Source organism: Nocardia sp. NPDC006630 (assembly GCF_040611495.1).
GTDB lineage: Bacteria > Actinomycetota > Actinomycetes > Mycobacteriales > Mycobacteriaceae > Nocardia.
Map to the genome: position 1 here is coordinate 104810 of NZ_JBEXOK010000001.1, position 25418 is coordinate 130227.

The 25418-nt window shown below is 64.8% G+C and carries 25 protein-coding genes, 1 tRNA gene and 1 other RNA gene; 12 read left to right on the forward strand and 15 right to left on the reverse strand.

The annotated features are described in order from the left end of the window. Nucleotides 1-43 precede the first annotated feature (43 nt). Entirely contained in the window at nucleotides 44-244 is a 201-nt protein-coding gene (locus ABZX86_RS00505) for a hypothetical protein (RefSeq protein ID WP_327141649.1), read from the reverse strand. 145 nt (nucleotides 245-389) lie between these two features. On the opposite strand from ABZX86_RS00505, the gene ABZX86_RS00510 reads away from it, so the two are divergent. The 3 genes from ABZX86_RS00510 (at nucleotide 390) to ABZX86_RS00520 (ending at nucleotide 2616) form a co-directional block, all read left to right on the forward strand. Further along, on the forward strand, nucleotides 390-1079 hold the full coding sequence (locus ABZX86_RS00510; protein WP_355118597.1) for a DUF899 family protein: 690 nt from the start codon (nucleotides 390-392) through the stop codon (nucleotides 1077-1079). Nucleotides 1080-1140: 61 nt separating this feature from the next. Beyond that, complete coding sequence (locus tag ABZX86_RS00515) at nucleotides 1141-1353, forward strand: DUF5302 domain-containing protein (RefSeq protein ID WP_355118599.1); 213 nt, start codon at nucleotides 1141-1143, stop codon at nucleotides 1351-1353. A 114-nt stretch (nucleotides 1354-1467) separates the two neighbouring features. Further along, on the forward strand, nucleotides 1468-2616 hold the full coding sequence (locus tag ABZX86_RS00520; RefSeq protein ID WP_355118601.1) for a serine hydrolase domain-containing protein: 1149 nt from the start codon (nucleotides 1468-1470) through the stop codon (nucleotides 2614-2616). 19 nt (nucleotides 2617-2635) lie between these two features. Here the strand turns inward: ABZX86_RS00520 and ABZX86_RS00525 are convergent, their stop codons facing one another. From ABZX86_RS00525 to ABZX86_RS00580, 12 genes are all read right to left on the reverse strand, one after another. Then, the gene (locus tag ABZX86_RS00525) at nucleotides 2636-2962 is read right to left on the reverse strand and encodes an EthD family reductase (protein ID WP_355118603.1); all 327 of its coding nucleotides are present in this window, start codon (nucleotides 2960-2962) and stop codon (nucleotides 2636-2638) included. Between the two features lie 647 nt (nucleotides 2963-3609). Continuing rightward, nucleotides 3610-4125, reverse strand: a complete 516-nt coding sequence (locus ABZX86_RS00530) for an NUDIX domain-containing protein (RefSeq protein ID WP_355118605.1) — start codon at nucleotides 4123-4125, stop codon at nucleotides 3610-3612. Between the two features lie 325 nt (nucleotides 4126-4450). Further along, nucleotides 4451-4823: a transfer-messenger RNA gene (gene ssrA / locus ABZX86_RS00535) on the reverse strand. A gap of 147 nt (nucleotides 4824-4970) precedes the next feature. Then, nucleotides 4971-5447 carry an SsrA-binding protein SmpB gene (smpB, locus tag ABZX86_RS00540; RefSeq protein WP_297614304.1) on the reverse strand — a complete coding sequence of 159 codons (477 nt, stop codon included), beginning with the start codon at nucleotides 5445-5447 and terminating at the stop codon, nucleotides 4971-4973. A gap of 378 nt (nucleotides 5448-5825) precedes the next feature. Beyond that, nucleotides 5826-5898, reverse strand: a tRNA-Glu gene (locus ABZX86_RS00545). 100 nt (nucleotides 5899-5998) lie between these two features. Continuing rightward, a complete protein-coding gene (locus tag ABZX86_RS00550; protein ID WP_355118607.1) occupies nucleotides 5999-6331 on the reverse strand; it encodes a hypothetical protein in 333 nt (110 codons plus the stop codon). Between the two features lie 13 nt (nucleotides 6332-6344). After that, nucleotides 6345-8447, reverse strand: a complete 2103-nt coding sequence (gene recQ, locus ABZX86_RS00555) for a DNA helicase RecQ (RefSeq protein ID WP_355118609.1) — start codon at nucleotides 8445-8447, stop codon at nucleotides 6345-6347. A gap of 130 nt (nucleotides 8448-8577) precedes the next feature. Further along, nucleotides 8578-9483 carry a permease-like cell division protein FtsX gene (gene ftsX / locus ABZX86_RS00560; RefSeq protein ID WP_297614302.1) on the reverse strand — a complete coding sequence of 302 codons (906 nt, stop codon included), beginning with the start codon at nucleotides 9481-9483 and terminating at the stop codon, nucleotides 8578-8580. Continuing rightward, the gene (gene ftsE, locus ABZX86_RS00565) at nucleotides 9483-10172 is read right to left on the reverse strand and encodes a cell division ATP-binding protein FtsE (RefSeq protein WP_297614300.1); all 690 of its coding nucleotides are present in this window, start codon (nucleotides 10170-10172) and stop codon (nucleotides 9483-9485) included. Before ftsE ends, ftsX begins: the two co-directional genes overlap by 1 nt. Before the next feature lie 211 nt (nucleotides 10173-10383). Beyond that, on the reverse strand, nucleotides 10384-11241 hold the full coding sequence (locus ABZX86_RS00570; RefSeq protein ID WP_327141659.1) for a mechanosensitive ion channel family protein: 858 nt from the start codon (nucleotides 11239-11241) through the stop codon (nucleotides 10384-10386). Nucleotides 11242-11243: 2 nt separating this feature from the next. After that, nucleotides 11244-12368, reverse strand: coding sequence for a peptide chain release factor 2 (gene prfB, locus ABZX86_RS00575; protein WP_355118612.1), 1125 nt, complete (start codon nucleotides 12366-12368; stop codon nucleotides 11244-11246). Nucleotides 12369-12578: 210 nt separating this feature from the next. Continuing rightward, nucleotides 12579-13436, reverse strand: a complete 858-nt coding sequence (locus ABZX86_RS00580; RefSeq protein WP_355118614.1) for a helix-turn-helix transcriptional regulator — start codon at nucleotides 13434-13436, stop codon at nucleotides 12579-12581. A 142-nt stretch (nucleotides 13437-13578) separates the two neighbouring features. Between ABZX86_RS00580 and ABZX86_RS00585 the strand changes: the two genes are divergently transcribed. Together ABZX86_RS00585 and hisN are read left to right on the forward strand one after the other, a co-directional pair. Then, nucleotides 13579-14175, forward strand: coding sequence for an NAD(P)H-dependent oxidoreductase (locus tag ABZX86_RS00585; RefSeq protein ID WP_355118616.1), 597 nt, complete (start codon nucleotides 13579-13581; stop codon nucleotides 14173-14175). 82 nt (nucleotides 14176-14257) lie between these two features. After that, on the forward strand, nucleotides 14258-15043 hold the full coding sequence (gene hisN, locus ABZX86_RS00590; RefSeq protein ID WP_355118618.1) for a histidinol-phosphatase: 786 nt from the start codon (nucleotides 14258-14260) through the stop codon (nucleotides 15041-15043). Nucleotides 15044-15382: 339 nt separating this feature from the next. Here the strand turns inward: hisN and ABZX86_RS00595 are convergent, their stop codons facing one another. After that, nucleotides 15383-16813, reverse strand: coding sequence for a glycosyltransferase family 39 protein (locus ABZX86_RS00595; RefSeq protein ID WP_355118620.1), 1431 nt, complete (start codon nucleotides 16811-16813; stop codon nucleotides 15383-15385). Nucleotides 16814-16913: 100 nt separating this feature from the next. After that, the gene (locus ABZX86_RS00600) at nucleotides 16914-17165 is read right to left on the reverse strand and encodes a hypothetical protein (RefSeq protein ID WP_355118622.1); all 252 of its coding nucleotides are present in this window, start codon (nucleotides 17163-17165) and stop codon (nucleotides 16914-16916) included. A 238-nt stretch (nucleotides 17166-17403) separates the two neighbouring features. Between ABZX86_RS00600 and ABZX86_RS00605 the strand changes: the two genes are divergently transcribed. From ABZX86_RS00605 to ABZX86_RS00635, 7 genes are all read left to right on the forward strand, one after another. Beyond that, nucleotides 17404-18792 (forward strand): acyl-CoA dehydrogenase family protein, encoded by a 1389-nt coding sequence (locus ABZX86_RS00605; RefSeq protein ID WP_355118624.1) that lies wholly within the window; start codon nucleotides 17404-17406, stop codon nucleotides 18790-18792. Nucleotides 18793-18820: 28 nt separating this feature from the next. Continuing rightward, nucleotides 18821-20047, forward strand: coding sequence for an acyl-CoA dehydrogenase family protein (locus tag ABZX86_RS00610; protein ID WP_355118626.1), 1227 nt, complete (start codon nucleotides 18821-18823; stop codon nucleotides 20045-20047). A 304-nt stretch (nucleotides 20048-20351) separates the two neighbouring features. After that, the gene (locus ABZX86_RS00615) at nucleotides 20352-21029 is read left to right on the forward strand and encodes a YdcF family protein (RefSeq protein WP_355118628.1); all 678 of its coding nucleotides are present in this window, start codon (nucleotides 20352-20354) and stop codon (nucleotides 21027-21029) included. Between the two features lie 169 nt (nucleotides 21030-21198). Next, the gene (locus tag ABZX86_RS00620) at nucleotides 21199-21564 is read left to right on the forward strand and encodes a BlaI/MecI/CopY family transcriptional regulator (RefSeq protein ID WP_355119768.1); all 366 of its coding nucleotides are present in this window, start codon (nucleotides 21199-21201) and stop codon (nucleotides 21562-21564) included. Continuing rightward, complete coding sequence (locus ABZX86_RS00625) at nucleotides 21561-22511, forward strand: M56 family metallopeptidase (RefSeq protein ID WP_355118630.1); 951 nt, start codon at nucleotides 21561-21563, stop codon at nucleotides 22509-22511. The genes ABZX86_RS00620 and ABZX86_RS00625 overlap by 4 nt, the downstream gene beginning before the upstream one ends. A gap of 169 nt (nucleotides 22512-22680) precedes the next feature. Beyond that, nucleotides 22681-24618: a peptidase gene (locus ABZX86_RS00630; RefSeq protein ID WP_355118632.1), complete on the forward strand. Its 1938-nt coding sequence runs from the start codon at nucleotides 22681-22683 to the stop codon at nucleotides 24616-24618. A gap of 87 nt (nucleotides 24619-24705) precedes the next feature. After that, nucleotides 24706-25371: a GntR family transcriptional regulator gene (locus ABZX86_RS00635; RefSeq protein ID WP_355119769.1), complete on the forward strand. Its 666-nt coding sequence runs from the start codon at nucleotides 24706-24708 to the stop codon at nucleotides 25369-25371. Nucleotides 25372-25418: the final 47 nt, after the last annotated feature.

Consider the following 25418-nt stretch of genomic DNA (forward strand, 5'->3'; position numbering starts at 1 on the left):
TGAAACCATTAGATTTTCGCGCTGAATCCTGCCATCCCGGTGGTTACAGCCGGCGGCGGCCCCACTTCCGCGACCGCAATCCGCCGCCCTGCGACTGGATGCGGGAGCTGAATCCCCCGTGATGGAGGGACAGGGCCAGCAATCCGGCGATGACGAGAGCCACCACTCCAATAGTCGTGGCCCACTTCACGAGTTCGATCAACAGGGCGATGGCGAAAAGTACTGCGGCGACAATGGCGAACATAGTTGGGTGATACCCACAATTCGCCGGTTGCACCAGGCGTTCGGGGATGTCTCCGATTCGGTGGGCGGGGACCGATTAATTCGGTGAGTGGGCGGTGTCTGTATCTACGAGCCCGCAATGTGTGAGCACGGTCTGGGAGGACCCTATGAGCACCAAAGCACTGCCACCTGTGGTCGACGCCGATACCTGGCGGCGTGAACTCGACGCGCTGCGCGTCCGGGAGAAGGCCGCGACCCGGGAGCTCGACGCGATCGCCGCGCAGCGACGCCGACTGCCGATGGTCGAGATGCCCGATTACACCCTCGAGGGCGAGGAGGGACCGGTCCGGTTGGTGGACATCTTCGGCGACAAGCCGCAGTTGATCGTCTACAACCACATGTGGTTTCCGGGTGAGGAGTGGCAGTGCCCCGGCTGCACCGGATTGACCTCGCAATACACCCGATTGGAGTTCCTGGACAATTACGACGCCCGGTTCGTCATCGTCACCCAGGGGCCCATCGACGAGGCACTCGCGTACAAGCGGCGGGTCGGGAACAAGATGACCTGGTACTCCACGGCGAACAGCTCCTTCGGCAGCGATATCGACGCACCGCCCGGCGGCGGATTCGGCGTCAATGTCTTCCTCCGCGACGGCGACACCGTCTACCGCACCTGGCACACCAACGGCCGCGGCACCGAACAGCTCAGCCACACCTTCCCGCTGATCGACCTGCTCCCGTACGGCCGCCAGGAGGTCTGGCAGGACTCCCCCGGGGGCTGGCCGCAGTCCCCCACCTACAGCCGCTGGGGCGGTTCCAAGGAGATCGCCGCAGCGTACGGCGAACCCGGCGCCTGAATCGGACACGATCGGCGGGGACCAGCTACTGTCCGGCCGCCGGAAGTGGCAGGCTGGGCCTATGGCCGATGAACAAGAAGTCCCAGCCGAACAGCTAGGGGACGAAGCGACCGAATCGCCGGAAGCGGCGACCAAGCGGAAGTTCCGCGAAGCTCTCGAACGGAAGAACGGCCACGCCTCAGTTGGCGGAGCCGCTCAGAACGCCGCAAAGGTACGCGGCACCCACGCCCAGGCGGGCGGTAAGCGCACCTTCCGCCGCCGCGCCGGGGGCTAGTAGCAACGACGAAGGCCCGGTCCGGCTGGACCGGGCCTTTTTTCGCGCCCGCTACCCGCGTAGATTCCGATAGACGCTGCTCAGGCCGTTTTCATCGATGAAGGGCTTGCGGTAATGGCTATGTGGAATCGCTGCCGAGCGGGTGCGGCGCTGATCGCGCTCACCATGATCATCAGTGCCTGCGGATCGGATCGGGACTCGAATTCGCACGAATCCGCCCCCTCACCCCAAGCCGCTCAGATCACCGATATCGTGCGCGCCAAACTGGCCCAACTCGATCTCAGCGCAGCCGTTTTCGGGGTGTGGCGCGATAAGGACCCGGTCGTCATCGGCGCGGTGGGCGATTCACCACTCGGCGTCCCCGCCACCCCCGATATGCAACTGCGGGTAGGACAGCCGATGGAGCCGATGCTCTCCACCGTGCTGTTTCACCTGGACGAAGCCGGTGTGCTGAAAATGGACGAGCCTATCTCCCGATGGCTGCCGAACTTCCCCCGCGCCGACCTCATCACGCCGCGCATGCTCGCCGACAGCACCTCCGGAATCTCCGACTACGTCACCAACCCCGATTTCCTGAAACGCTTCGGCGACAATCCATTCCACACCTGGACCGCCCAGGAACTGATCGACCTGGCCACTGCCCGCCCACCGCTGTTCGACCCCGGAACCAGCTTCGCCTACGCCCACAGCGATCTGGTCGTCCTCGGCGAGGTACTGCAGAAGGCCAGCGGAAAGTCATTGGGCGACTTGATCTCCCAGTACATCCTGAGTCCGCTCGGCATGAAGCAGTCCAAGGTGGTGCTCGACGCTCAGATCGACGATCCGATCCTGCACGGCTACACCGACGAGCGAAAGATCTTCGAAGACGCCACCTTCTGGAACCCCACCGCGTTCCTGCACAGCGGCAATATGAACTCCACCCTCACCGACGTCGGCCGCTGGGTCCGCGCCCTCGGCAAGGGAGAACTGCTCTCCCCCAGCCAATTCCGGCAGATGATGGACCCCTCCACCGCCGGCCTCGGCCCCCTCACCACCGCGAAATACTTCGCCTTCGGCGTCCCCCACCTGGCCGACTGGCTCTTCATGAACCCGGCCTACGGGGGCTACAACGGCGTCGCCTTCTACGACACCGAAACGGCGACCACCATCGTCGTCTACGCCACCCTCGGCCCGACCGCAGCCGCCGACCAGAACAACGCCATCCCGATCGGCGCCGCCATCGCCACCCTCCTCGTCCCCAACCGCCCACCACCCACTCCGTAAGCCCGAGCGAGGCTTGGTGTCATGCGTCGTCGAGCCGGACAACCATGCTGCGAATGGTCGCGTAGCCGGCGAGGATCGCCACATCAGCCGCACACTGCCGCCCGATCTCGGAGTCGAATGCCGCACCGAGCGCGGCCATATCGTCCCAATCGAGCATGCCGACAAGGTAATACGGCTCGCCCATGACCGGTCCCGCATCTTTGCTGACCGTGTAGCGGCGCAGTCCGGGCAGCTGTTTGGCGAGCGGGATGTGGACATTCCAGTAGTGGCGTTCGAATGCCTCGACATCGGCGGGCCGGTCGTACATGACCACGAATCGTGCAAGCGGCTTGGTCGGGGTGCTCATCTGTCGAACTCCTGAGATCGCGAGGTTGCCGGTCGAGCCGAAGGACCGACTCACTAGTTCCGACGAACGCCGCTCCGCCGGATCGACAACATCGCCGAATCGGATCCGATTCGGTGACTACCGCAGTTGCATGCGTTTATTCACCAATGGTCGCCATGATCTCCCGAACGATGAAAGCCCGGTCCGTGTGGACCGGGCTTTCGTGTCAGTGGACATGGCGGGAACTTACTCGAACCGGACCGACATCTTGCAGGGCTTCGCTGAGCTGCAACGGCGCATGGAAGTAAGCGGACCGCGCAGGTCAAAGCCAGCGCAACCCAGAACATCTGGTGGAACCAAGAAGCGGCTCGGGCTAGCCGAGGCCGCTCAGATAGTGGCCAAGTATCAAGCAGGCGCCTCGATGGTCCAGCTGAAGGTCGAGCACCACATGGAAAAGCGAACGGTGGCGAGAGTGCTACGGGAAGCTGGGGTGACGATCCGACCGAGGGGCGGACAATGCATTGCACCAGCACCATAGCCTTCGGATTGTTTGACTCTTCCAGCGTGACCGGAACCAATCGGGCCCGCGACTCGGACGTAAGTCGCAATCACTTTGCAAGCAGAGGGCCGACCACACACCTTCGGTAGGGCTGCAGTCTACCGAGGCGTCAGATTTGGATACCAGCCAGCCCGAATGAAAGTAGCCCAAGAAGCAGTACACGGTCGGTGACACCTAGCTCTGCAGCTTCATCAATCGTCACCCACTCAATAGCATCGGACTCTGTAGAGATCCGAGTCTCGATGCTCGCCGTTGATGCGGCGAAACAGACGTCAATGTGCTTGTTCGAGCACCCGGGAGGACATTCGGCATCGTGAATATCCACGTCGATCGGCGTCGGAAAAAATTTCAGATCGGTGAGCCCCGACTCCTCCTGCGCCTCCCTGCGGGCGGCCAGGATCGGCTTCTGCTCGCCTTCGGGATGGCCACCGAATTGCTGCCAGGTGCGATACTTGTGGTGAAGCGTTAACAGCATCGTCCGCGCAATTGGGTTGATTATCATGGTAGAACAGGTCACATGACCGTCGGGTTTACGGTCGAACAGAGCTGTTCCGGCTCTACCGTAGGCCGCCTGGGCGTCCGTCGCTGCCGTCGACTCGCCCCACATGGACCTGTAGCTCTGCATTGTCGCCGAAAATCGAAGACTGCTAGTGACTTTACTTCGCCCAAGTGCCTCGTTATCAAGCCAATGAATTGAATCCACAGATCGTAGGCGTCCCTGGCTCGGTAGCCATCGGGCAGATGGGTCCCCTTCTACCTGGATATCGAGGGTGTGGGAGACGACCAACTGAGGCAGCCGTTCGCCGACCTGCACACTGCAGCCGGGACCGGCCGACGGTTCCGCCGGGCGGTGACTGGGCCAATCCGTCCAGTTCGAAGCGTCAGAAACGGGAACGGCGGTCCTACCCTCCCCGTTGTCCCTAAGGACCCCGGTTCGAGTAAGACCGCCGTGGTGGAGCTGCCGGGAATCGAACCCGGGTCCTCCGCCGCATTTCCAGGGCTTCTCCGTGTGCAGTTCGCTACGCCTCTACTCGGATCTCTCGGTCTCGCGAACAAGCTGAGATGACGATCCCAGTCGCTGTTTGATGTCCCATCCGACTCCGCGACCGAGCCGAACAGTAAAGCCCTCTAGCTGATGCCAGTGACCGGGTCGAGGGCGAACCCGGGCTGACAGACACGCTCGGCTACTTAGGCAGCAAGAGCGTAGTCGCGCTGATTGGAATCGGCGCTTATAGGGTTGCAGCGACGCTTATACAGTGGTCTCCTGCCTGCACTGACACGCTTCCCCTGAATCAACGTACGCAGTCGAAACCGTTCAGCCCCGTCTGTGTTCACCGATTCGAGTGAACTCCCGGCTCGCACCGGGCTTCCCATACTAACACCGCTGAAACAGCGGATCATCCCATTATCCGCGCGTCACGCGGCGGGTCCTTCGACCGGCTGGGACCGGGTCCTTCGACCAGCTACGACTCAGCCGCGCATACCCTTGATCCGCCGCCCGACCTCGCGCACGACCTCACGCTCGGCATCCCGCTTGGCCAGATCCTGCCGCTTGTCGTAGTCCTGCTTACCCTTGGCGAGCGCCAGCTCCACCTTGACCTTGCCGTCGGCGAAGTACATCGACAGCGGAACCAGCGTCAGGCTGGACTCCTTGATCTTGCCGGTCAGCTTGTCGATCTCCTTGCGGTGCAGCAGTAGCTTGCGGGTGCGCCGCGGGGAGTGGTTGGTCCACGTCCCGTGCGAGAACTCGGGCACGTGCAGACCGCGCAACCACACCTCACCGTCATCGATGGTGGCGTACGCGTCCACCATCGACGCCTTACCCTCGCGCAGGCTCTTGACCTCGGTACCGACCAGCGCGATCCCCGCCTCGTAGACGTCGAGAATCGAGTAGTTGTGCCGCGCCTTGCGGTTGGTCGCGATGGCCTTGCGCCCCTTCTCCTTCATGCTCCCTCTATCGTCGCGTCGCCCGGCGCGGAAACTGGTTCCGCCCCGAGCTGTTTCCCGGGCTCCCGTGAGGGACCCGGTCGATCCGCCTGTGTCTTTCCGCGCCCCAGAGTAATTGCCACGGGCCCCCGAATATTCCGGACCACGCCAGTCGCGCTCCCGGGCCGATCACCTGGACTTAACGTAACCAGCGCATCCCCCTGCGCGCGAACGATTTTCCCGCAATCGCCGCACCACACAACACATGTCTGCCACCACACAGCACGTATCCGTATCGGGCAGCGCGTCCAAGGGCTGCGTGGGCCGCGAAGCGCGCAACGCAACATCATGGGCGATGCGAAAAGCCCCTCGGCCAATGGCTGAGGGGCTTTTTCGAAGTAGTCCCGACGGGATTTGAACCCGCGCTACCGCCTTGAGAGGGCGGCGTCCTAGGCCGCTAGACGACGGGACCAGGATGCTCACTGCGATCCAGGACCGCGGCAGCTCCGAAAGCTTATCGTGCCCGCGCCCAGCCGCCAAATCCGCTGCCTACGGCCCCCGCCACCTCCGCGCTACCGCACGCCGCGCACTCCCGCCGCCCGATCGGTCAGGATCGGAATGCCGGTGTGCCGCCACCAGTGCAGCGATACGCGTCCGTCGCTCATCCCCGAGCCGACCCGGAACGACTCGACCGAGTGCTGCTCGGATTCACTGCGCACCGACACCGGGAGCTCGACGCCGATGATCTCGGCGATGCCCTTCTCCAGCACCTGTCTGAGGTCGAACTCGTCGTCCGGGATCGGCCGACCTCGCAGGTGCTCCACCAGCGCGTCCCAGAGACGCGGGTCGCCACGCAGACCCCATCGCTCGGGTCTGCGCTCGAGTAGCTGATCCACCGTCTTCACGATTCGACCTTGCTCATTGGTAATCGGGCGGCAAGTCGTCCGGGTATGGCTCCTCGTCAGGCCAGGGGACGTCATCGAGGGCGGGGGCAGCCGGGGCCGCCGGTTTCCGGGTGGGTGCGCTGCTGGTTCGAGCAGGTGTGTCGCGTTTGGTCGCCGCCGGGGTTCGGGTGGGCGGCGGGGCTGCGACCGGATTGCGTTCCGGCGCTTCACCATTTGCGGGGGCCGGCGCTGTGGCGGCTTGTCCGGCGCCGCCGGCGACAACCTCCAGGACGCCTTCGCCGTATTTGGCGCGCTTGGCTTCACCGATGCCGGAGATGGTGCCGAGGTCGGCGAGTGAAGCCGGTTTGCGAGCGGCGATATCGCGCAGGGTGGCGTCGTGGAAGACGACGTAGGCGGGGACGCCGGTTTCCTTGGCGGTGGCGGCACGCCAGGCGCGCAGCCGCTCGAACAGGTCGGCGTCACCGGGCGCCAGGTCGGCGGCGGGGCGGGAACCCTTGGCGGCCTTGGGCGCTCGCGCGGGTTTGGTGCGTTCGGGCTCGCGGCGGAGTTTGACCTCACGGCCGTCGAACAGCACCTCGTTGGAGGAATCGGTGAGGGTGAGCACGCCGTAGTCACCGTGCACGGCGAGAAAACCCTTCGCCAGCAGCTGGCGGATCACACCGCGCCATTCGATATCGCGCAGTTCGGTGCCGATGCCGAAGACCTTGAGCTCGTGGTGGGCGTGCTGCTCCACCTTGGGATTGCGCTTGCCGATGAGGATATCGACGATATGACCCGCGCCGAAGCTCTGTCCGCGTTCACGTTTCAGCCGCAGGATGGTGGAGAGCACCTTCTGCGCGGGCACGGTGCCGTCCCACGATTCGGGCGCATTGAGGCAAGTGTCGCAATTGCCGCAGGCTTCGCCGGGCTGACCGAAGTAGCCCAGCAGCTGGGTGCGCCGGCATTCCACCGTCTCGCAGAGCGCGAGCATGGCATCCAGGTGCAGTTGCAGCTGACGGCGGTGCGCGGCATCGCCCTCGGAGGAATCGATCATCTTGCGCTGCTGCACAACGTCACTCAGGCCGTAGACCATCCACGCCGTGGACGACTGACCGTCGCGCCCGGCGCGGCCGGTCTCCTGGTAGTACCCCTCCACCGATTTCGGCAGATCCAGGTGCGCCACGAATCGCACATCCGGCTTGTCGATACCCATGCCGAAGGCAATGGTGGCGACCACAACGAGGCCGTCCTCACGCAGGAACCGCGACTGATTCGTCGCGCGAATCCGATTGTCCAGACCCGCGTGATACGGCACCGCCTGCACCCCATTGGCGCTCAGAAATGCGGCCGTCTTCTCCACCGAATTGCGCGAGAGGCAGTAGACGATGCCCGCATCACCGGCATGCTCATTCTGGATGAACGCCAGCAGCTGCTGCTCCGGCCGGTTCTTGCCCTCGATGCGGTACTGGATATTGGGCCGATCGAAGCTGGCGACAAAATGCTTGGCGCCCGTCAGATCCAGCCGCTCGGCGATCTCCTTGCGGGTGGCCCCGGTGGCGGTGGCGGTGAGCGCGATGCGCGGCACCTCCGGCCAGCGCTCGTGCAGCATCGACAGCGCGAGATAGTCCGGCCGGAAATCGTGGCCCCACTGCGAAACACAGTGCGCCTCATCGATGGCGAACACCGAGATCTTGCCGCGGTCGAGCAGCTGCGCCGTGGATTCGAGCCGCAACCGCTCGGGTGCCAGATAGAGCAGATCCAGCTCCCCCGACACGAACTGCGCCTCGACGGCCCGCCGCTCATCCGGGAACTGCGTGGAGTTGAGGAAGCCCGCCCGCACCCCGACGGCATTCAACGCGTCGACCTGGTCCTGCATGAGCGCGATGAGCGGCGACACCACCACTCCCACACCCGGCCGCACCAGCGCGGGGATCTGATAGCACAGCGATTTGCCGCCACCGGTCGGCATGAGCACCAGTGCGTCGCCGCCGGAGATCACCTGTTCGACGATCTCCCGCTGCGGCCCGCGAAAACTGTCGTAACCGAAGGTCTTTCGCAGAATCCGGTGCGCCGCATCACTTCCGGCGTCCTCCACGGACGTACTGCCAATGACGGTCTCGACCTCCGGTGCGCTCACGCGGGCAATCCTACGTATCCCGCCCGACACCCGTTTCCCCTTCTGCACACCTCACGCAACTTCGCACCCCCACCCGCTCCCCCGCACAGGCAAACACCTGGTCACGAAAGACGGGCAGGGGTGAGGTGTTTCACTCTCGGACGTAGTACCGCAGCGCGGCGTACGCGGTGAGCGCCGCGAAACCGATGCCGATCGGCGTGACGATCAAGGCCACCGTCGCGATATCGTCACCGCTGATGCGCGGCAGCACCTGATCATTGAACAGACTGCCCAGCGCGCGATTGATCACCAGCGGTTGCGCCACGAACAGCCCGCCGATGGCCAGCACCGAACCGACCAGCGCCGCCAGCACCGCCTCCAGCAGGAAGGGCAGCTGCGTGTACCACCGCGTCGCACCGACCAGTCGCATGATGCCGACCTCGGTCTTGCGGGCCAGCGCGGCGACCTGAACCATATTGGCGATCAACAGCAGTGCCGCCAGCGCCTGCAGCGCGGCCAGGCCGAAGGCCGCATTGCGCAGTCCGACAAAGAAACTCACCAGCCGGTCCACGATGTCCATGTCATTGAGCACCGTCATGACGCCCGGCCGCTTGGCGAAATCGTCGTAGATGGACCGGTACTGGGTCACATCGGTCAGCTTCACCCGGAAGGAGGCCGGCAGTCCGTCCTTGCTCACCTCATCGGCGAGTCCGGGCTGATCCTTGAAGGTGGTCTCCTTGACCTCCTTGACCGCGTCCTGGCTGTTGACGAACTGCACGCTCGCCACATCCGCGTGGTCCTTGAGATCAGCCATGAGCGATTTGCACGGATCCTGCGTGCAGTCGAGATCCGTCTTCGAGACCTGATCATCGAGGTACAGCCGGATCTCGACCCGCTGGACGTAGTAGTCCTCGATCTTGTTCGACATCCGGACCGCCAGCAGTCCGCCGCCCAGCATGGTCAGCGAGACCGCGGTGGTCAGGATCATGGCGATGGTCATGGTGATATTGCGGCGCAAGCCGGTGAAGACCTCACCGAAAAGGAATCCGAGACGCATTACCGGCCCACCCCGTAGACGCCCATCTCGTCGTCGCGCACCACACGGCCGCGATCCAGTTCCACCACGCGCCGCCGCATGGCGTCCACGATGGTGTTGTCGTGCGTGGCCATGACCACCGTGGTTCCGGTCCGGTTGATGCGTTCCAGCAGCGTCATGATGTCCGCGCTGGTTTCCGGGTCGAGGTTGCCGGTGGGCTCGTCGGCGAGCAGGACCAGCGGCCGGTTCACGAACGCCCGGGCCAGGGCCACCCGCTGCTGTTCACCACCGGAGAGTTCGCTGGGCAGCCGGTCGGATTTGCCGGAGAGCCCGACCATATCGAGCGCCTCGGGCACCGCCCGATGAATGAAGGAGCGCGATTTGCCGATCACCTCCAGCGCGAAGGCGACGTTCTGGTAGACGGACTTCTGCTGCAGCAGCCGGAAATCCTGGAAGACACAGCCCATGCGCTGTCGTAGCTTCGGAACTTTGCGCGCGGATAGCCTGTCTACCCGGAAATCCGCCACCCAGACCTCGCCCGTGGTGGGCTTCTCGTCCTTGAGCAGCAGGCGCATGAAAGTCGACTTACCGGAACCTGATGGTCCGATCACAAAGACGAACTCGCCTTTTCCGATGTCGACGGAGACGTTGTCGAGGGCGGGTCGCGTCGAAGTCTTATAGGACTTGGTGACGTTCCGGAGCACTATCACGGGTTGCCAGTGTAGCGAGACGCGAACGTGACCCGGCCACGCCGCGCAGATCAGCCGTTAGCGGTGTGGTGGCTCAGTTGTGCCAGAGGTGGGGTTGCTCAGCACCGAATTCACAAAGGTCGGATAGTTCGTCGCGGCGTGTGTTTCCGGTTTGACGAACGTGTACAGCACGAACGTGGCGAGCCAGACAGTGATCAGGATCGCCGTGGACTTACGTGTTTTCACTCAGACCCTCCCGACGTAGCGCCGCGGCAACTCGCACCCGCAGCTCACGCCCGACTTCGAACTGTTTGCCCGGCAATGTCCGGGCCACCATCTTGATGTTCATCTGGTTGACGGTGAGATCTTCCACGCCCATCACGCTGGGCTCGTCGAGCAGCAGCGCTTTGAGCTTGCGATCGGCGAACGCCTTCGCGCCCACCTCCCGCAGGATTTCATTGACCTTGTTGATGTCGGCGGTTGCGGGTACGGGCACGTCGATGGCGGCGCGCGCCCAATCCTTCGACAGGTTGGTCACTTTCACGATCTGACCGTTCGGCACCGTGATGACTTCACCGTCGACGCTGCGCAGTGTGGTGACGCGCAACGTGACGTCCTCGACGGTACCCTCGGCGTCACCGCTCGATCCATTGACTGCGATCCTCACCACATCGCCGAAGCCGTACTGCCTTTCGGTGATCAGGAAGAATCCGGCGAGCAGATCCTGCACGATGCGCTGGGCGCCGAAACCGATCGCGGCGCCGAGCACCGCTGCCGGCGCGACCAATCCGCCGAGCTGGAAACCCAAGCGCCGCAATACTTCCAAAGCCACCAGGAAGTACACGATGGACAGCACTACCCAGGTGATGACCTGCGCCAGCGCATGTCGATGCTTGGCCGCCTCCGACCGCACCAGCGAATCGCTGCTGCGGAAGGAGGTGTCGATCCTGCGGGTGATCCGGTCGCGCACGAAAGTCGCTGCGCGAGAAAACAACATCGCGCCGACGATCAGCAGCACGATCTCGAGACCGCTGGACCGGAACCAGTTTCCGAAATCGGCTCCGGTGCCTGCGGCGAGAATCGAACTCATATTTACCCCTGGGTAGTCGACTGCTCCCGCATACGCCAGCGGATGCCGGATTCGATGAAGGCGTCGATGTCACCGTCGAGCACAGCGGAGGGATTGTTGACCTCGTAGTTGGTCCGCAGATCCTTGACCATCTGGTACGGGTGCAGGACGTAGGAGCGCATCTGGTTGCCCCAGGACGCGCCCTCGTTGGTCTTGAGCGCGTCCATGGTGGCGCGCTCCTCCTGCCGCTTGCGCTCGAGCAGTTTGGCCTGCAGCACGCGCATGGCCGAAATCTTGTTCTGCAGCTGCGATTTCTCGTTCTGGCAGGTGACGACGATGCCGGTCGGAATGTGCGTCAGGCGCACCGCCGAGTCGGTGGTGTTGACGGACTGACCACCGGGACCCGAGGAGCGATACACGTCGACGCGGATCTCACCGTCCGGAATCTCGATGTGGTCGGTGGTCTCGACCACGGGCAGCACCTCGACCTCGGCGAAGGAGGTCTGGCGGCGGCCCTGGTTGTCGAACGGGCTGATGCGCACCAGCCGGTGCGTGCCCATCTCCACCGACAGCGTGCCGTAGGCGTAAGGCGACTTGACGGCGAAGGTGGCGGACTTGATGCCCGCTTCTTCCGCATAGGAGGTGTCGTAGATTTCGACCTGGTACTTGTGCCGCTCGGCCCAGCGCACATACATGCGCATCAGCATCTGGGCCCAGTCGGCGGCGTCGACGCCACCGGCGCCCGAGCGAATATTGACCAGCGCTTCACGCTTGTCGTATTGCCCGGACAGCAGCGTCCGAACCTCGAGCGCCTCCACATCGCCGTGCAGGGCCGATCGTTCGGCGTCGGCATCGGCGAGGGCGGACGCGCGAGCGTCACCCTCCTCGTCCTCGGCCAATTCGTAGAGCACGGGCAGATCTTCGAGCCGCTGCCGCAGCTCCTGGACCCGCCGCAATTCGCTCTGGGCGTGCGAGAGTTCGCTGGTGACGGCCTGCGCATGGTCCTGGTCGTTCCACAGGTCCGGGTCCGCAGCCTGGTGTTCCAGCTCGTCGATCCGCCGGACCAATTCGTCGATATCGAGCACCGACTCCACGGTCTTCAGAGTCGAGTCGAGTTCGGCCAGGTCAGCAGAGACGTCAGGGTGCACGGTGCTCAAGGCTACTACCCCGCCTCCCCGAACCTTTAGCGCACAGGTTGGGAGCCGTCGACCGTTGGCACGCGTGGTGCGGTTGGGAGCCAAAACGATTTTGGGGGTACCCCGGGAGTTACCCCGACCGTTACGAAATCAGTTGTCCCGTCCCGATCGGGAAGAAAGACAAAGATCGAATAGGTGAAACGGCATGCTGCCAGAGGTAATTCAGCCCGCTACGGCGCGCAGGCTGCCCGGGTTGCGGCCGATGAGGCGGTCGAGGGCCTCGGCGGTGGCATCGTCGGCGGGGAGCTCGACGATCAGTCGCTGATCGTCGTCGGCGGAGAGTTCGAGGGATTCGAAGGCCAGGCGAAGCAGGCCCACCTCGGGGTGGATCAGGCGATCCACGCGGCTGGCCTCCGGCAAGCCGGAGATGCGGCTGAGCCGGCCGCTGAATTCCGGGCCCGCGGTGAGCGTCAGCTCGTCTACGAGAGCCGAGACAACGGGGTCCGAGCGGAACGGACCGACCTTGAGGTTCGCGACGACCTTGTCGGCGGTGTGCTCCCAGTCCGGATGAGCCTCGCGGGCGCGGAGATCGGTGAAGATGTACCGGGCGAAATTGGCCGGCTCACCATCGTCGAACAGTCCGATCGGGCCCATGAGCCGCCGGTAGCCCGCCGTGCACGCCACGATCTCGCTGGCCCGGTTGATCACGGCCGCGGGGGCGGGCTCGAGCTGGTTGAGGATGGCCAGCACCGCGGGGCGCACCGCGCGGGTGGGCTGCATGCTGCCGTTGCAGGTGAAGCCGGGCGACTCCGCCTTGGCCAGCCGGTGCAGGTACACGCGTTCGGTCGAGGTCATTCCCAGCGCATCCGAGAGCGCCGCGAGCACGGCCGAGGAGGGATGGCGGTCGCGCCCCTGTTCCAGCCGGGTGATGTATTCGACACTCACTCCGGCCAGCGTCGCGAGCTCGGATCGGCGCAGGCCGGGCGTGCGGCGACGCGCACCGGCGGGCAGGCCCACCTGTGCGGGCGGGACCGCTTCGCGCCGAATGCGCAGGAACAGGCCCAGCTCGTTATCGCTCACCTCTCGAAGGTACCAAGGGCGGCAAGCGGGAAAGTGGCCCTGCCACTACCACTCTCAGCGCGGTCTCCCTACCGGTATCGAGGCGCGGCACCGTGGTGGACAGCGGCCGATCCGGTCGCCGCAATTCGTGAAGGAGACCCTCATGACCAGCACGCCTCTGCGCCTCGCGGTGATCATCGGCAGCGTCCGGGAGGGACGTTTCGGTCCCGTGGTCGCGAACTGGTTCGCCGGACAGGCACGCGAGCACGGCGCTTTCGAGGTCGATGTCATCGATCTGGCGGAGATGGAGCTGCCGCTGGCGCTGCCCGCCGTCTCACCGCTGATGGAGCCGAATCCGGTGCGGCCGGACGGCATGATCGATCTGACCGAACGCCTGGGCGCGGCCGATGCCATTGTCATCGTCACCCCGGATATCAATCGCAGTTATCCGGCAGCACTGAAAGCTGCCATCGACTGGCACTTCACGCAGTGGAACCGCAAGACCGTCGGCTTCGTCGGTTACAGCGGTAAGAGCGGCGGCCTGATGGCGATCGAGCACCTGCGCACGGTGCTCAACGAACTCAATGCGCACACGGTCCGCGAGTATGTGTCGTTCCCCCGCTACTTCCTGTTGTTCGGCTCGGACGGACAGCTCGTCGAGCCCGCCGAATTCGAGCGTGCGGCCGCCGCCATGCTCGACCAATTGCATTGGTGGGCAAGCGCTCTTACCGCGGCCCGCGAACTCCCGGTTTCCGCATAGCTCACTCGTCATCGGGCCGGTAGGGTGCGAGAAGTTTGCCGCCGCCGCGCGGGGGTTACGGGCAACGGCTAACGTTTCCCGGGTGACCACCTACTCCAGTGATCTCGAACTCGCCTTGCGGCTGGCCGACGCGGCCGACGCCATTACTCGTGAACGGTTCGGCGCCCTCGATCTGAAGATCGATTCGAAGCCCGATCTGACACCGGTCTCGGATGCCGATCTCGCCGTGGAGCGCATGATTCGGGATGTGCTGAGTGCGGAGCGCCCGGGCGATCTGGTGCTCGGTGAGGAATTCGGCGGTGATGTCGAGTTCAACGGCCGGCAGTGGGTCATCGACCCCATCGACGGCACCAAGAATTTCGTGCGCGGCGTGCCGGTGTGGGCCTCGCTCATCTCGCTGCTCGAGGACGGCGTGCCGGTGGTCGGCGTGGTGAGCGCACCCGCACTGTCGCGGCGCTGGTGGGCGGCGGCCGGGGCGGGCGCGTGGACGAGCTTCGAGAAGTCCGAGCCGAAGGCCATTTCGGTGTCGGCGGTCGCCGAGCTGGGGGCGGCCAGTCTGGCCATGTCGAGCCTGTCCGGCTGGCGGGCCATCGGCCGGCGCGCGAAGCTGATCGCGCTCACCGATGAGGTGTGGCGGGTACGCGGGTACGGCGATTTCTTCGGTTACACCCTGCTGGCCGAGGGCGCGGTGGATATCGTCACCGAACCCGAACTCTCGCTGTGGGATATGGCCGCGCTCGACATTCTGATCCGGGAGGCGGGCGGCACCTTCACCTCGCTGGACGGCAATCCGGGCCCGCACGGCGGCAGTGCGGTGGCCACCAATTCCCATCTGCAGGACCAGGTCCTGGCCGCGCTCGCGGCCTGAAACCCCTCGGACGAAACGAACACCCCCGCTCTGCAGTGCGGGGGTGTTCGTGTGTTCGCTATCGAGGTTTAGGCCGATCCACCGCCGCCCGTATTGGTGGGGCCGATAAGCACCCCTACGAGACCACTGAGCAGACTGCTAACTACAGAGACGAGTCCTGACAACATAACCACTCCTCCTTTCGCCTCAACGAAAAACGTAGTGGCACTTGACAGTTGGAGTGATCGAAACGAAATAACAGTACCGGACTCCCGCTTATGCAAGATCCACCACGCTGCGAATCATTATGCAGGCAAGCAGTTTTCACATGTTTATACGGAATTGCACCGGGTACCCGAATTATCCGAGGTGACGGACCGCTGGCCACGCCCGATCCCAGGAAATACGGAGCACACGGCACAGATAGATGGGTTTGCCCTGTTCCGCATTGTGGACGCCGAGCCCGTTGTCGATGTGCCCCAGCAGTTCCGGATCGGAGCACAGTCGCCGCAACTGATCCTCGGCGATTCCCACCGTCAGCACCGGATGCCCCGCGGCGGGTGGCCCCCACCACCAGTAGGCATTGTGGCCGCTGTGCGGCGTCGGCAGCCGGTACGCGTCACCGAACCGCTCGATGGCCGCGGCTTCGCCGTAGTTCGCGGTGAGGATCTCGGCGTCAGGCGCGGAATGAGCACGGGCAGTGGCGATCTGGTGCACGAACGCCGGCCAGCCGATGGTCTCCCCCGCGTCGAAATTTATGGCGAGAACAGGGGAATCGCGAATCATGGAGACCGGGAGCACCGGCAGAAACAGCACAGCCGAGACCGCAGCGGACAGTAGGACCGTGAAACCCGCAGCAGCACTGAGGATTCGATGGTTCGCAAGCTTCGCTTCCAGCCCGGTCGATCCGGCCGCGAGCAGCAGTGGATACATTCCGCCCAGATAGTAGGCCTTTCCACCGGCGACCAGATACCCCGCGAAAAGCACCACATAGGTGATCACGAACGCCCGGTAACGGGGGCGCCGCCACAACCAGTACAGGCCGAAACCCCACAGCGGCACCAGCAGTGGTCCGATCATCCCGAACTGCAGCAGCACAAAAGCGATCGGCGAATTCGACGTGCCCGAGGATCCGCCGGCAATGGCCCGGCTCATTTCCCACTGCGGCCACCCATAACGCGCCTGCCACCACAGATACGGCAGTACGATCAGCCCGGAAATTCCTGTGGCAATCGGAAAGTAGCTGGTGGCAAATATTTTTCGCGGTCCTGCCGCGGCGAGCGCACCCGCGAGCACCAGCACCGGAATCGCCGCGAGCGCCTTGTTCTGCAGGCCGATCCCCACCAGCACGCCGACCGGCAGCCACCACCGCGGATCGGATTCCTCGTGCAGCAGTCGCAGTATCAGCACCGTGACGGCCGACCACACGGCCAGATCGAAAACGGTTGTCCCGAGCAGATGCCCGGTTCCCATGAGCAGCGCCGAGGCTGCGACCGCCGCGGCTGCCAGTGTCTGTCCGGCCCGTCCTGCACCTAGCTCGCGCGCCGTCCACCCGGCACACAGCACAACGGCAACAGCGGCGGCGATTGCCGGAATCCGGAGCAGTATCAAGGAATTGGCGTCGATGGCCGCCATTCCGCGGGCGATCAGCGGGACCAGCGGTGGTTGATCCGGGTATCCCCAGTCCAGTCGCCGCCCCGCGGCCAGGAAGTACATCTCGTCGCGGTGATAGCCGTACCTATTCGAGTATCCGGCCAGGACTGCCGCGAAAACGATAGCTACCCGGTACATTCCGCCACTCTGCCGAACCGCGGTGAACATCGGGTGTGATCTGCTGCCTTCCGGCGCGGGGGCTGCGGTCCCCGACGCCAGATGGTGCACGGTCCGATCTCTAGGCCGAGAGGCCGAAACCGATCTGCGTCTTGCCCAGGCCGGAGCCCGTGCCGATATCGGTCTGCGGCTGAGCCGAACCGCTCTGCACCGCGGTGGTGCCGTCGGTGGAGCCCGCCTGGTACACAGAAGTGATCGGCGCGACGACCTCCGGCTGCGCCGGCTCGAGCGAGATGCCCGCGGCGCTCGCGGCGGGAGCGGCGAGGAAAAGCGCGATAGCGATCGCGCCGGTAGTACCCACCAGCGTTTTCATGTAATAGACCTCCATTTTGGTGCGAGTGTTGCGCCGACACCGTAGCCCACCTGCAAGCCGTTTGAATGGGGTTTGTTTCACTATTCGCCATGGCGCATTGGAGACGTCGGGAACCACCGCTCTGACCAGCCGATTCGACAAGCCTCGACGGCAGTTCTTACTCTGAAGTAAGATAGTCTTACTCTGGAGTAAGATTGCTGGGCAGGATCACCCTCCACACTCAAGAAAACTGGTGATTATGAGCACTCGAGACACCGCAAAGACGCGACGTCCGGATACCTCCGCCGTTGGCCTGAACCCGGTCAAGCGCGACTGGATGGGCGCAGCCATGCGGGTCATGACGACCATCACGGGGTCGGAACTCGCGGAGAAGTACAACCTGCGCAAGCCCATCGAGCGTATTACGTACGAGGGCACCAAGACCGGTTTCCGCACCCTCGGTGCCGCGACCCGCGTCTTCGAAAAGGTTGCTGGAGGCGGCGCCCCGAAGCGGCTGCCCGCCAATGAGTCCCGTAAGAAGGACTACTTCGATCTGACGCCGACCGACGAACAGCAGATGATCGTCGAGACGGTCCGCGAGTTCGCCGCCGAGATCCTCCGGCCTGCCGCCTATGACGCCGACAATGCCGCCAAGGCCCCGCGCGATCTGCTCGAGCGCGCGTCCGAGCTCGGCATCACGCTGATCAATGTGCCCGAGGAGCTGGAGGGCGCTGCCTCCGAGCGCGGCGCGGTCACCAATTCCCTTGTGGCCGAGGCGCTCGCGCACGGCGATATGGGTCTGGCGCTGCCGCTGCTGGCTCCGAGCGGTGTGGCCGTCGCCCTGTCCCAGTGGGGTACGGACGCGCAGCAGAAGACCTACCTCGCGTCCTTCGCGGGTGAGAGTGTGCCGCAGGCGTCGGTCGTCATTTCCGAGCCGCAGCCGCTGTTCGATCCGTTCGCGCTGAAGACCAAGGCCACCCGCTCGCCCAGCGGTTACCGTCTCAACGGTGTGAAGAGCCTGGTTCCGGCTGCCGGTGATGCCGAACTGTTCATCGTCGCCGCCGAGCTGGACGGCCGCCCGGCCTTCTTCATCGTCGAGTCCGACACCCAGGGTCTGATCGTCGAGGCCGATCCGAGCATGGGTCTGCGCGCCGCGGGTCTGGGTCGCCTGATCCTCGACAATGTGGCCGTATCGACCAACGCCCTGCTGGGCGATGCCGAAACCGCGCAGCGCTCCGAGGACTACGCGGATGCCGTCCGTCTGGCCCGGCTGGGCTGGGCGTCGCTGGCGACCGGTACCGGTCAGGCCGTGCTGGACTACGTGATTCCGTACGTGAAGGAGCGGGAGGCGTTCGGCGAGCCGATCGCGCACCGTCAGGCGGTGGCCTTCATGGTCGCCAATATGGCCATCGAGCTCGACGGCCTGCGGCTCGTGACCCTGCGGGGTGCGTCACGCGCCGAGCAGGGTCTGTCCTTCGCTCGCGAGGCCGCGCTGGCTCGCAAGCTGGCCACCGACAAGGGCATGCAGATCGGCCTGGACGGTGTGCAGCTGCTCGGCGGCCACGGCTTCACCAAGGAGCACCCGGTGGAGCGCTGGTACCGCGATCTTCGTGCCATCGGCATTGCCGAGGGCGTCGTCCTCATCTGACCCGCACTTCGCAACGGAGAGACAACTCATGATCAATCTCGAACTCCCCAAGAAGCTCCGGGCCAGCGCCAACCAGGCCCACCAGGTCGCCGCGGAGATCTTCCGCCCGGTGTCCCGCAAGTACGACCTCGCCGAGCACGAGTACCCGGTCGAGCTGGACACCATGGCCGCCATGATCGAGGGCCTGTCCGCCTCGGGCGGCGATGTCTCCGGTGCCACCGGTGGCCGTAAGGCCGAGGGCGAAGACGATGTGCACGCCACCGAGCTGCTCGGAAACACCAACGGCGGCAATATGTCCGCGCTGCTGAACGCCCTGGAGACCTGCTGGGGCGACGCCGGCCTGATGCTGTCGATCCCCTACCAGGGTCTCGGCAATGCCGCCATCGCCGCCGTCTCCACCGATGAGCAGCTGCAGCGCTTCGGCAAGGTGTGGGCCGCCATGGCCATCACCGAACCGTCCTTCGGCTCCGACTCGGCCGCGGTGACCACCACCGCCACCCGTGACGGTGACGAGTGGGTTCTCAACGGCACCAAGATCTTCGTCACCGCCGGTTCGCGCGCCACCCACATCGTGGTGTGGGCGACGGTCGACAAGACCGCGGGCCGCGCCGCCATCAAGTCGTTCGTGGTGCCGCGGGATGCCAAGGGCCTCACCGTGTCCCGCCTCGAGCACAAGCTCGGCATCAAGGCGTCCGATACCGCCGAGATCCGTTTCGAAGACTGCCGCATCCCCGCCGACAACATCCTCGGCAGCCCGGAAGTCAACGTGGAGAAGGGTTTCGCGGGCGTCATGCAGACGTTCGACAACACCCGCCCCCTGGTTGCCGCCATGGCCGTCGGCGTCGGCCGCGCCGCCCTCGAAGAGCTCCGCAAGGTCCTCTCCGAAGCCGGCATCGAAATCGACTACGACAAGCCCGCCAACAACCAGTCCGCCGCCGCAGCCGAATTCCTGCGCATGGAAGCGGATTACGAATCCGCCTACCTCCTCTCCCTCCGCGCAGCCTGGATGGCCGACAACAAGAAGCCCAACTCCCTCGAGGCCTCCATGTCCAAGGCCAAGGCCGGCCGCATGGGCACGGATGTCACCCTCAAGGCCGTCGAACTGGCAGGCGCCACCGGCTACTCCCAGCGCACCCTCCTGGAAAAGTGGAGCCGCGACTCCAAGATCCTCGACATCTTCGAAGGCACCCAGCAAATCCAGCAACTAATCGTCGCCCGCCGCGTCCTCAACCTGAGCAGCGACAAGCTGAAGTAACAAGCGCCCCAACGAAAAACCGGTGTCGGTCCACTCCTGGACCACACCGGTTTTCTCGTTTCGCAAGCGCAACCGATCCGATGTGACAGCCCCTCAGGCCGCAGGCCCCTCCACGTACTGTGTCGGTTCATGGAGCATCGGGTGGTCTGGGTCGAATTCTTCACGAGAAAGTCCGGAGCGACTGAAGCGCCTCAAATCGCCGCCGCGATCGACCAGGCCGTTCGAGAGGGCTGGGAATTCCTCGCGCTGTCTGCGGGTGATCGAGGGGCCTTCCTGACATTCCGGCGGGGATAGGGAAACGCCTGTGCCGACAACAGCTTTGCCCGCGGAGTACCGCTCAGATGTCGAAACCCTCTGGGACTTCAACCAGATGCATCACGAGCCGCGACCAGTCGATGTCGGTATCGGGCTCGGAGGGCATGACATCGGAGTAGCAACCTACGCGGTGGATCTCTTTCACGCTGGGATCTTCCCGCTCATTGTGTTCACCGGCGCGAACGCACCCACCACGGTAGATCGGTTTCCGCGCGGCGAGGCGGTGCATTTCCGGGAGCACGCTATCGAACGTGGAGTGCCGGACGACGCCATCCTGATCGAGCCCAGGGCTACGAATACGGGCGAGAACATCGACTTCACTCGAGACCTGCTCGAGGAGCTGGGCTACCTCGGCTCGACCAAGTCTGTAATGCTGATTTCTCGCCCCTACCAGCAGCGTCGCAGTTTCGCTATTTGCCGGAAGCGCTGGCCGGAGGTCGATGTCAGCTGCGGATCGCTCCCGCTTGCTCTGGACGATTACGTCGCTGGGATCGGTGACGTAGATCGTGTGATGAACATGCTTGTCGGTGACACCCAGCGACTCTGGGTCTACCCGGCCAAGGGCTGGGCCATCGAGCAGGACGTGCCCGACAGGGTCCGGGAGGCTTACGAGCGCCTGGTGGACGCTGGATTCAATCGCCGCCTACTCCCCGAACAATCGCACTGAGACACCTGACGCCGAACCGCATGCGCATCTAGCGCTCACGGCGACTTCTCCGCTCGGCCCGATGCGACCATGCGTTTCGCGTCGAAAAACTATGGGCGATAGTAAATTGGGGGCGCGGCGTTGGGTCGGCGATGTCGTGGGATCGATGACGGATGGGGTGAGGGCGAAGATGAAGGGGCTTGGGGCGCTGGAGAGTCAGGTGATGGGGGTGCTGTGGGGCGAGGTGGATGCGCTGTCGGTGCATGATGTGGTTGATCGGCTCAGTGATGATCGGCGGGTCCCGGCTTACACGACGGTGTTGACGGTGTTGACGCATTTGTGGGAGAAGGACTGGGTTCGGCGGGAGAAGGTGGGGCGGTCTTATCGGTATCGGCCCAGTCGTACTCGCGCCGAGGCGACTACCGATCTGCTGCGGGAGATCCTCGACGCCAGCCCCGATGCTCCCGCGGTGCTGCTGCATCTGGCGCGGACTGCCAGCGCGCATGAGGTTGAGGCGCTGCGGGAGGGGCTTTCGGGCGAGGGGCTGCGGCCTTGATTCTGATCACCGCACTGCTGGCGGCGGCGCTCGCGTTGGCGGTGGCCGCGCCGGTGGCATTGCGGCGCATCGATTTCAGTGCCGCGCCGGGGGTCGGGATGGGGGCGTGGCTGGGGGCCGTGGCCGCAATGATCGGGTGTGGTGCGCTGGTGCTGGTCGCGCTGGTGTGGCCTGGCGATCCGCCGGGGGAATTCTTCGCGTGCAGTGTGCTGGGCTGCCTGGGTGCGATCGAGCCGGTAATCGTCACCTGGACGGCGAGTTTGATCATGCCGGTGGCGGCGCTGGGTTTCACCGTTCCTACGGGGCAGCTGGCTCGGATCGCGGTCGGGCACCGGGGGCGGGGGGCGAATCTGCGTCGCCGGCACAACGAGTTGGTCGAGGTATTAGGTCGGGTCGATCCCTCCGGCTCGAAGCTGGTGTGGCTCGAGCATCCGGTTCCGCTGGCCTACAGCGTTGCCGGGCGGGGCGGGTATGTGGTGGTCACCGATGGGCTCGCACACTGCCTGACCGATGTGCAGTGGCGTGCGGTGCTCGCCCATGAACATGCGCATTTACGCAGGTTCCATCACCATATCGTCGGCGTCGGCCAGATCCTCGCCCGCGCTTTTCCGTGGATCCCGCTGTTTGCCGCGGCGCCTGCGGCATTGGCCACCCTGGTCGAGTTCGCCGCCGACCGCGTGGCCGCGGACGCGACCGATCCGCAGGCCCTCTCCGCGGCGCTGCACACCGTCGCGGCGCACGCGGCGACCACACCGGCGGCGCCCCTGGGATTGATCGACGAGTCTCTGGCGATGCGGCTGGAATGCCTGTCGGCCACGCCTGATTCGCGTACAACGTCGCGGCGCACGGCGGCAATGCTGGTTTTCGCGACGATGTTGCTGGCGCCTGCCGCATCGGCAGTGGCGGTCGGACTGAGCGCAGTACTGGCGTGGTTGAGCATGGTCTGAGAATCGGCCACGAAAAACTATGTTCCATAGTATTTTACGGTGAGGGTGCGCATCGACGACCCGCATCCGGCCGACCGACGATGCGGGTCACGCTTGCCCTAAATGTGAAATGGAACTAATTCAGAGTGAGAAGCCTTGTGCTTCAACATCTCCCGCTCAGGAGACACGTGTGAAGTACCTATCAGTACTCGCCACCACCACCGTGCTGGTCGCAGGACTGGCCGGGCCCGGTGCCGGGCTCGCCGCCGCCGATCCGCCTTCGGATCCCGGGCAAACCCGGTATTCGCTGGTCAATGGCTGCTACCGGATCGACACCCCGGCAGGGCCACTGGTCCCGGCGTCGGGACCGTACCGGATGCACGCGACAGCCCTCGGCCAATACCTGCTCTACGGCCGCAAGGGCGAAGTGCTCGACGGTTCGGCAGGATCGATCCACCCCGCACAGAGCCCGTCGCCCAATGCGGTCTGGACCGTCGACGGTTCCGGCGCAGGCGGATTCACCCTCACCAACAGCGCGACCAAAACAAGCACCCCCGCCACTTTCGTCCAGGACACCGGTTGCGCGGACTTCCCGGAGGCGCAGGTCGGCGCCACCGGCACCCCGGGCCCGAGCGTCGGCGCGGACGGTTCGATCGTGGGCACCATCGACGCCCATGTCCACGTCTCCGCCTATGAATTCATGGGCGGCGACTTCCACTGCGGCCGCCCGTGGCACCCGTACGGCGTGACCTACGCGCTGCCCGACTGCGCGCAGTACCGAACCGGCACAAACGGTCTGGTCGCCAATTTCCTGGACTACGGCGAACCCTCCCACCCATCAGATACCAAAGGCTGGCCCAGCTTTCACGACTGGCCGAAGCCGTCCATGGTCACCACCGAAGGCACCTACTGGACCGGCATCGAGCGCGCCTGGAAGGCCGGGCTCCGCGTGATGACCGTCGACCTGGTCGACAACGAGTCGCTGTGCGCCATGATGACCGACCGCCGAAACCCTTGCAATGACATGACTTCCGTGCGCACCGAAGCCGCGGATATGCATGCGCTTCAGGATTACGTCGATGCCCAGGCCGGTGGCCCCGGGCAGGGCTTCTTCCGCATCGTCACCGATCCCGCCGAAGCGCGCGCAGTCGCGGCGTCGGGCAAACTCGCCGTGGTGCTCGGCATGGAACTCTCGGATCCCATGGGCTGCGGCGTATTCCTGGGCCAGCCGAAGTGCACCACGGCCGATGTCGACCACTGGCTGGTCGAACTCCGCAGCCTCGGCGTCAGCAGCTTCTTTCCCGTCCACAAATTCGACAATGCCTTCGGCGGCACCAAGATGGACCACGACCTCACAGGCCTGCTGGTGAACGCGGGCAATTTCATCCAGACCGGCACCTTCTGGAATGTGCAGCCCTGCCCCGGCGCCGAACACGACAGCACCCAGCCTTCGGTGCCGATAGCCGGCAATATCAACCAGTTCCTCAGCAAGGTCACCGGCCCGCTGCTCGGCGGCGCTCTGCTACCGCTGTACCCGGCCGGAAACCAGTGCAACGCACGCGGTCTGACCGATCTGGGCAAGTACCTGATCAACAAGATGATCGACGACAAGTTCCTCATCGAGATCGATCACATGAGCGAGGCCACCGCCGACGGAGTCATGTCCATCATCGAGCAGCGCCACTACCCCGGCGTACTGTCCTCGCACGGCTGGGACTCGGGCCGCACCACCCAACGGGTCTATGCCGCAGGCGGTTTCGTCACCCCCTACGCGGGCGCGCCGTCGGAATTCGTGCAAGCCTGGCGTGATGCCCGCGTAATGCAACGCCCCACAGCCGATTTCGGCTTCGGCTTCGGCTCAGACATGAACGGATTGGCTGGCCAGGGCGCCCCGGTGGGCCCGGGGGTCGTGCACTACCCCTTCACCTCCCACGACGGTGCGGTCACCTTCGACCGGGAATCCTGGGGCCAGCGCACCTTCGATATCACTACCGACGGCACCGCGACCTACGGCACCTACGCCGACTGGCTCGAAGCGGTCCGCGTCCTCGGCGGCCCGGAAATCATGACCGACGTATTCCACGGCGCCGAGGTCTACCTGCGCCTTTGGGATCAGGTCAGGCGATGAAACCCCGCCCGGCCCGATAGGAGTGCGATAGCACCGCCCCGCCACACGGGGCGCGCGTGATCATCGGATTCGTACACTCGACTCATGATGTCGCGGATGGATGGGGCGGTGCTGCCGCTGAGCCTGGTGGAGATGGCTACGCGGCATGTACGGGCCGAGGTGTTGAGTGGCGGGTTCGAACCCGGGGGCCGGATCGGCGAGGAGGCGCTGTGCGCCCGGCTGGGCACGAGCCGGGCGCCGGTGCGGGAGGCGCTGCGACTACTGGCGCAGGAGGGGCTGATCGAGCACCTGCCGCGCAGGGGATTTCGGGTCGCGGTGTGGTCGGATACCGACATCCTGCAACTGTTCGAATTGCGCCGGGTGCTGGAGCGGCACGCGATCGAAAGCGCGTTTCCACTGGTGATGGAACGCGATCCGCTGCGGGCGGTGCGCACGGCGCTCGAGGAGATGCGGGTGGCCGATGCCGCGGACGATCTGTTCGAGCGCGACAATGCCCATCGGCGCTTCCACGCGGAGATCGTGGCGCTGGCCGGAAACCGGCAGCTGGATGTGGCCTACGAGCCGATCCTGCTGAAGCTACAGCTGCCGATGGCCCGCAATCTCCGTGCGGAGGCGCAGATAGCGCAGCGGCACAACGGCATCAGGCGTCATGCCGAACTCCTCGAGGCACTGGAGCGCAATGACGCGGAGCTCGCCCAGGATGCGCTCCGGCGGCACGGCGAGCTGACCTATCTGGATCTCGACACCCGCTAACACACTGGATACATTGCGGCACTCTCGGGTTCACACATTCTGTCGAC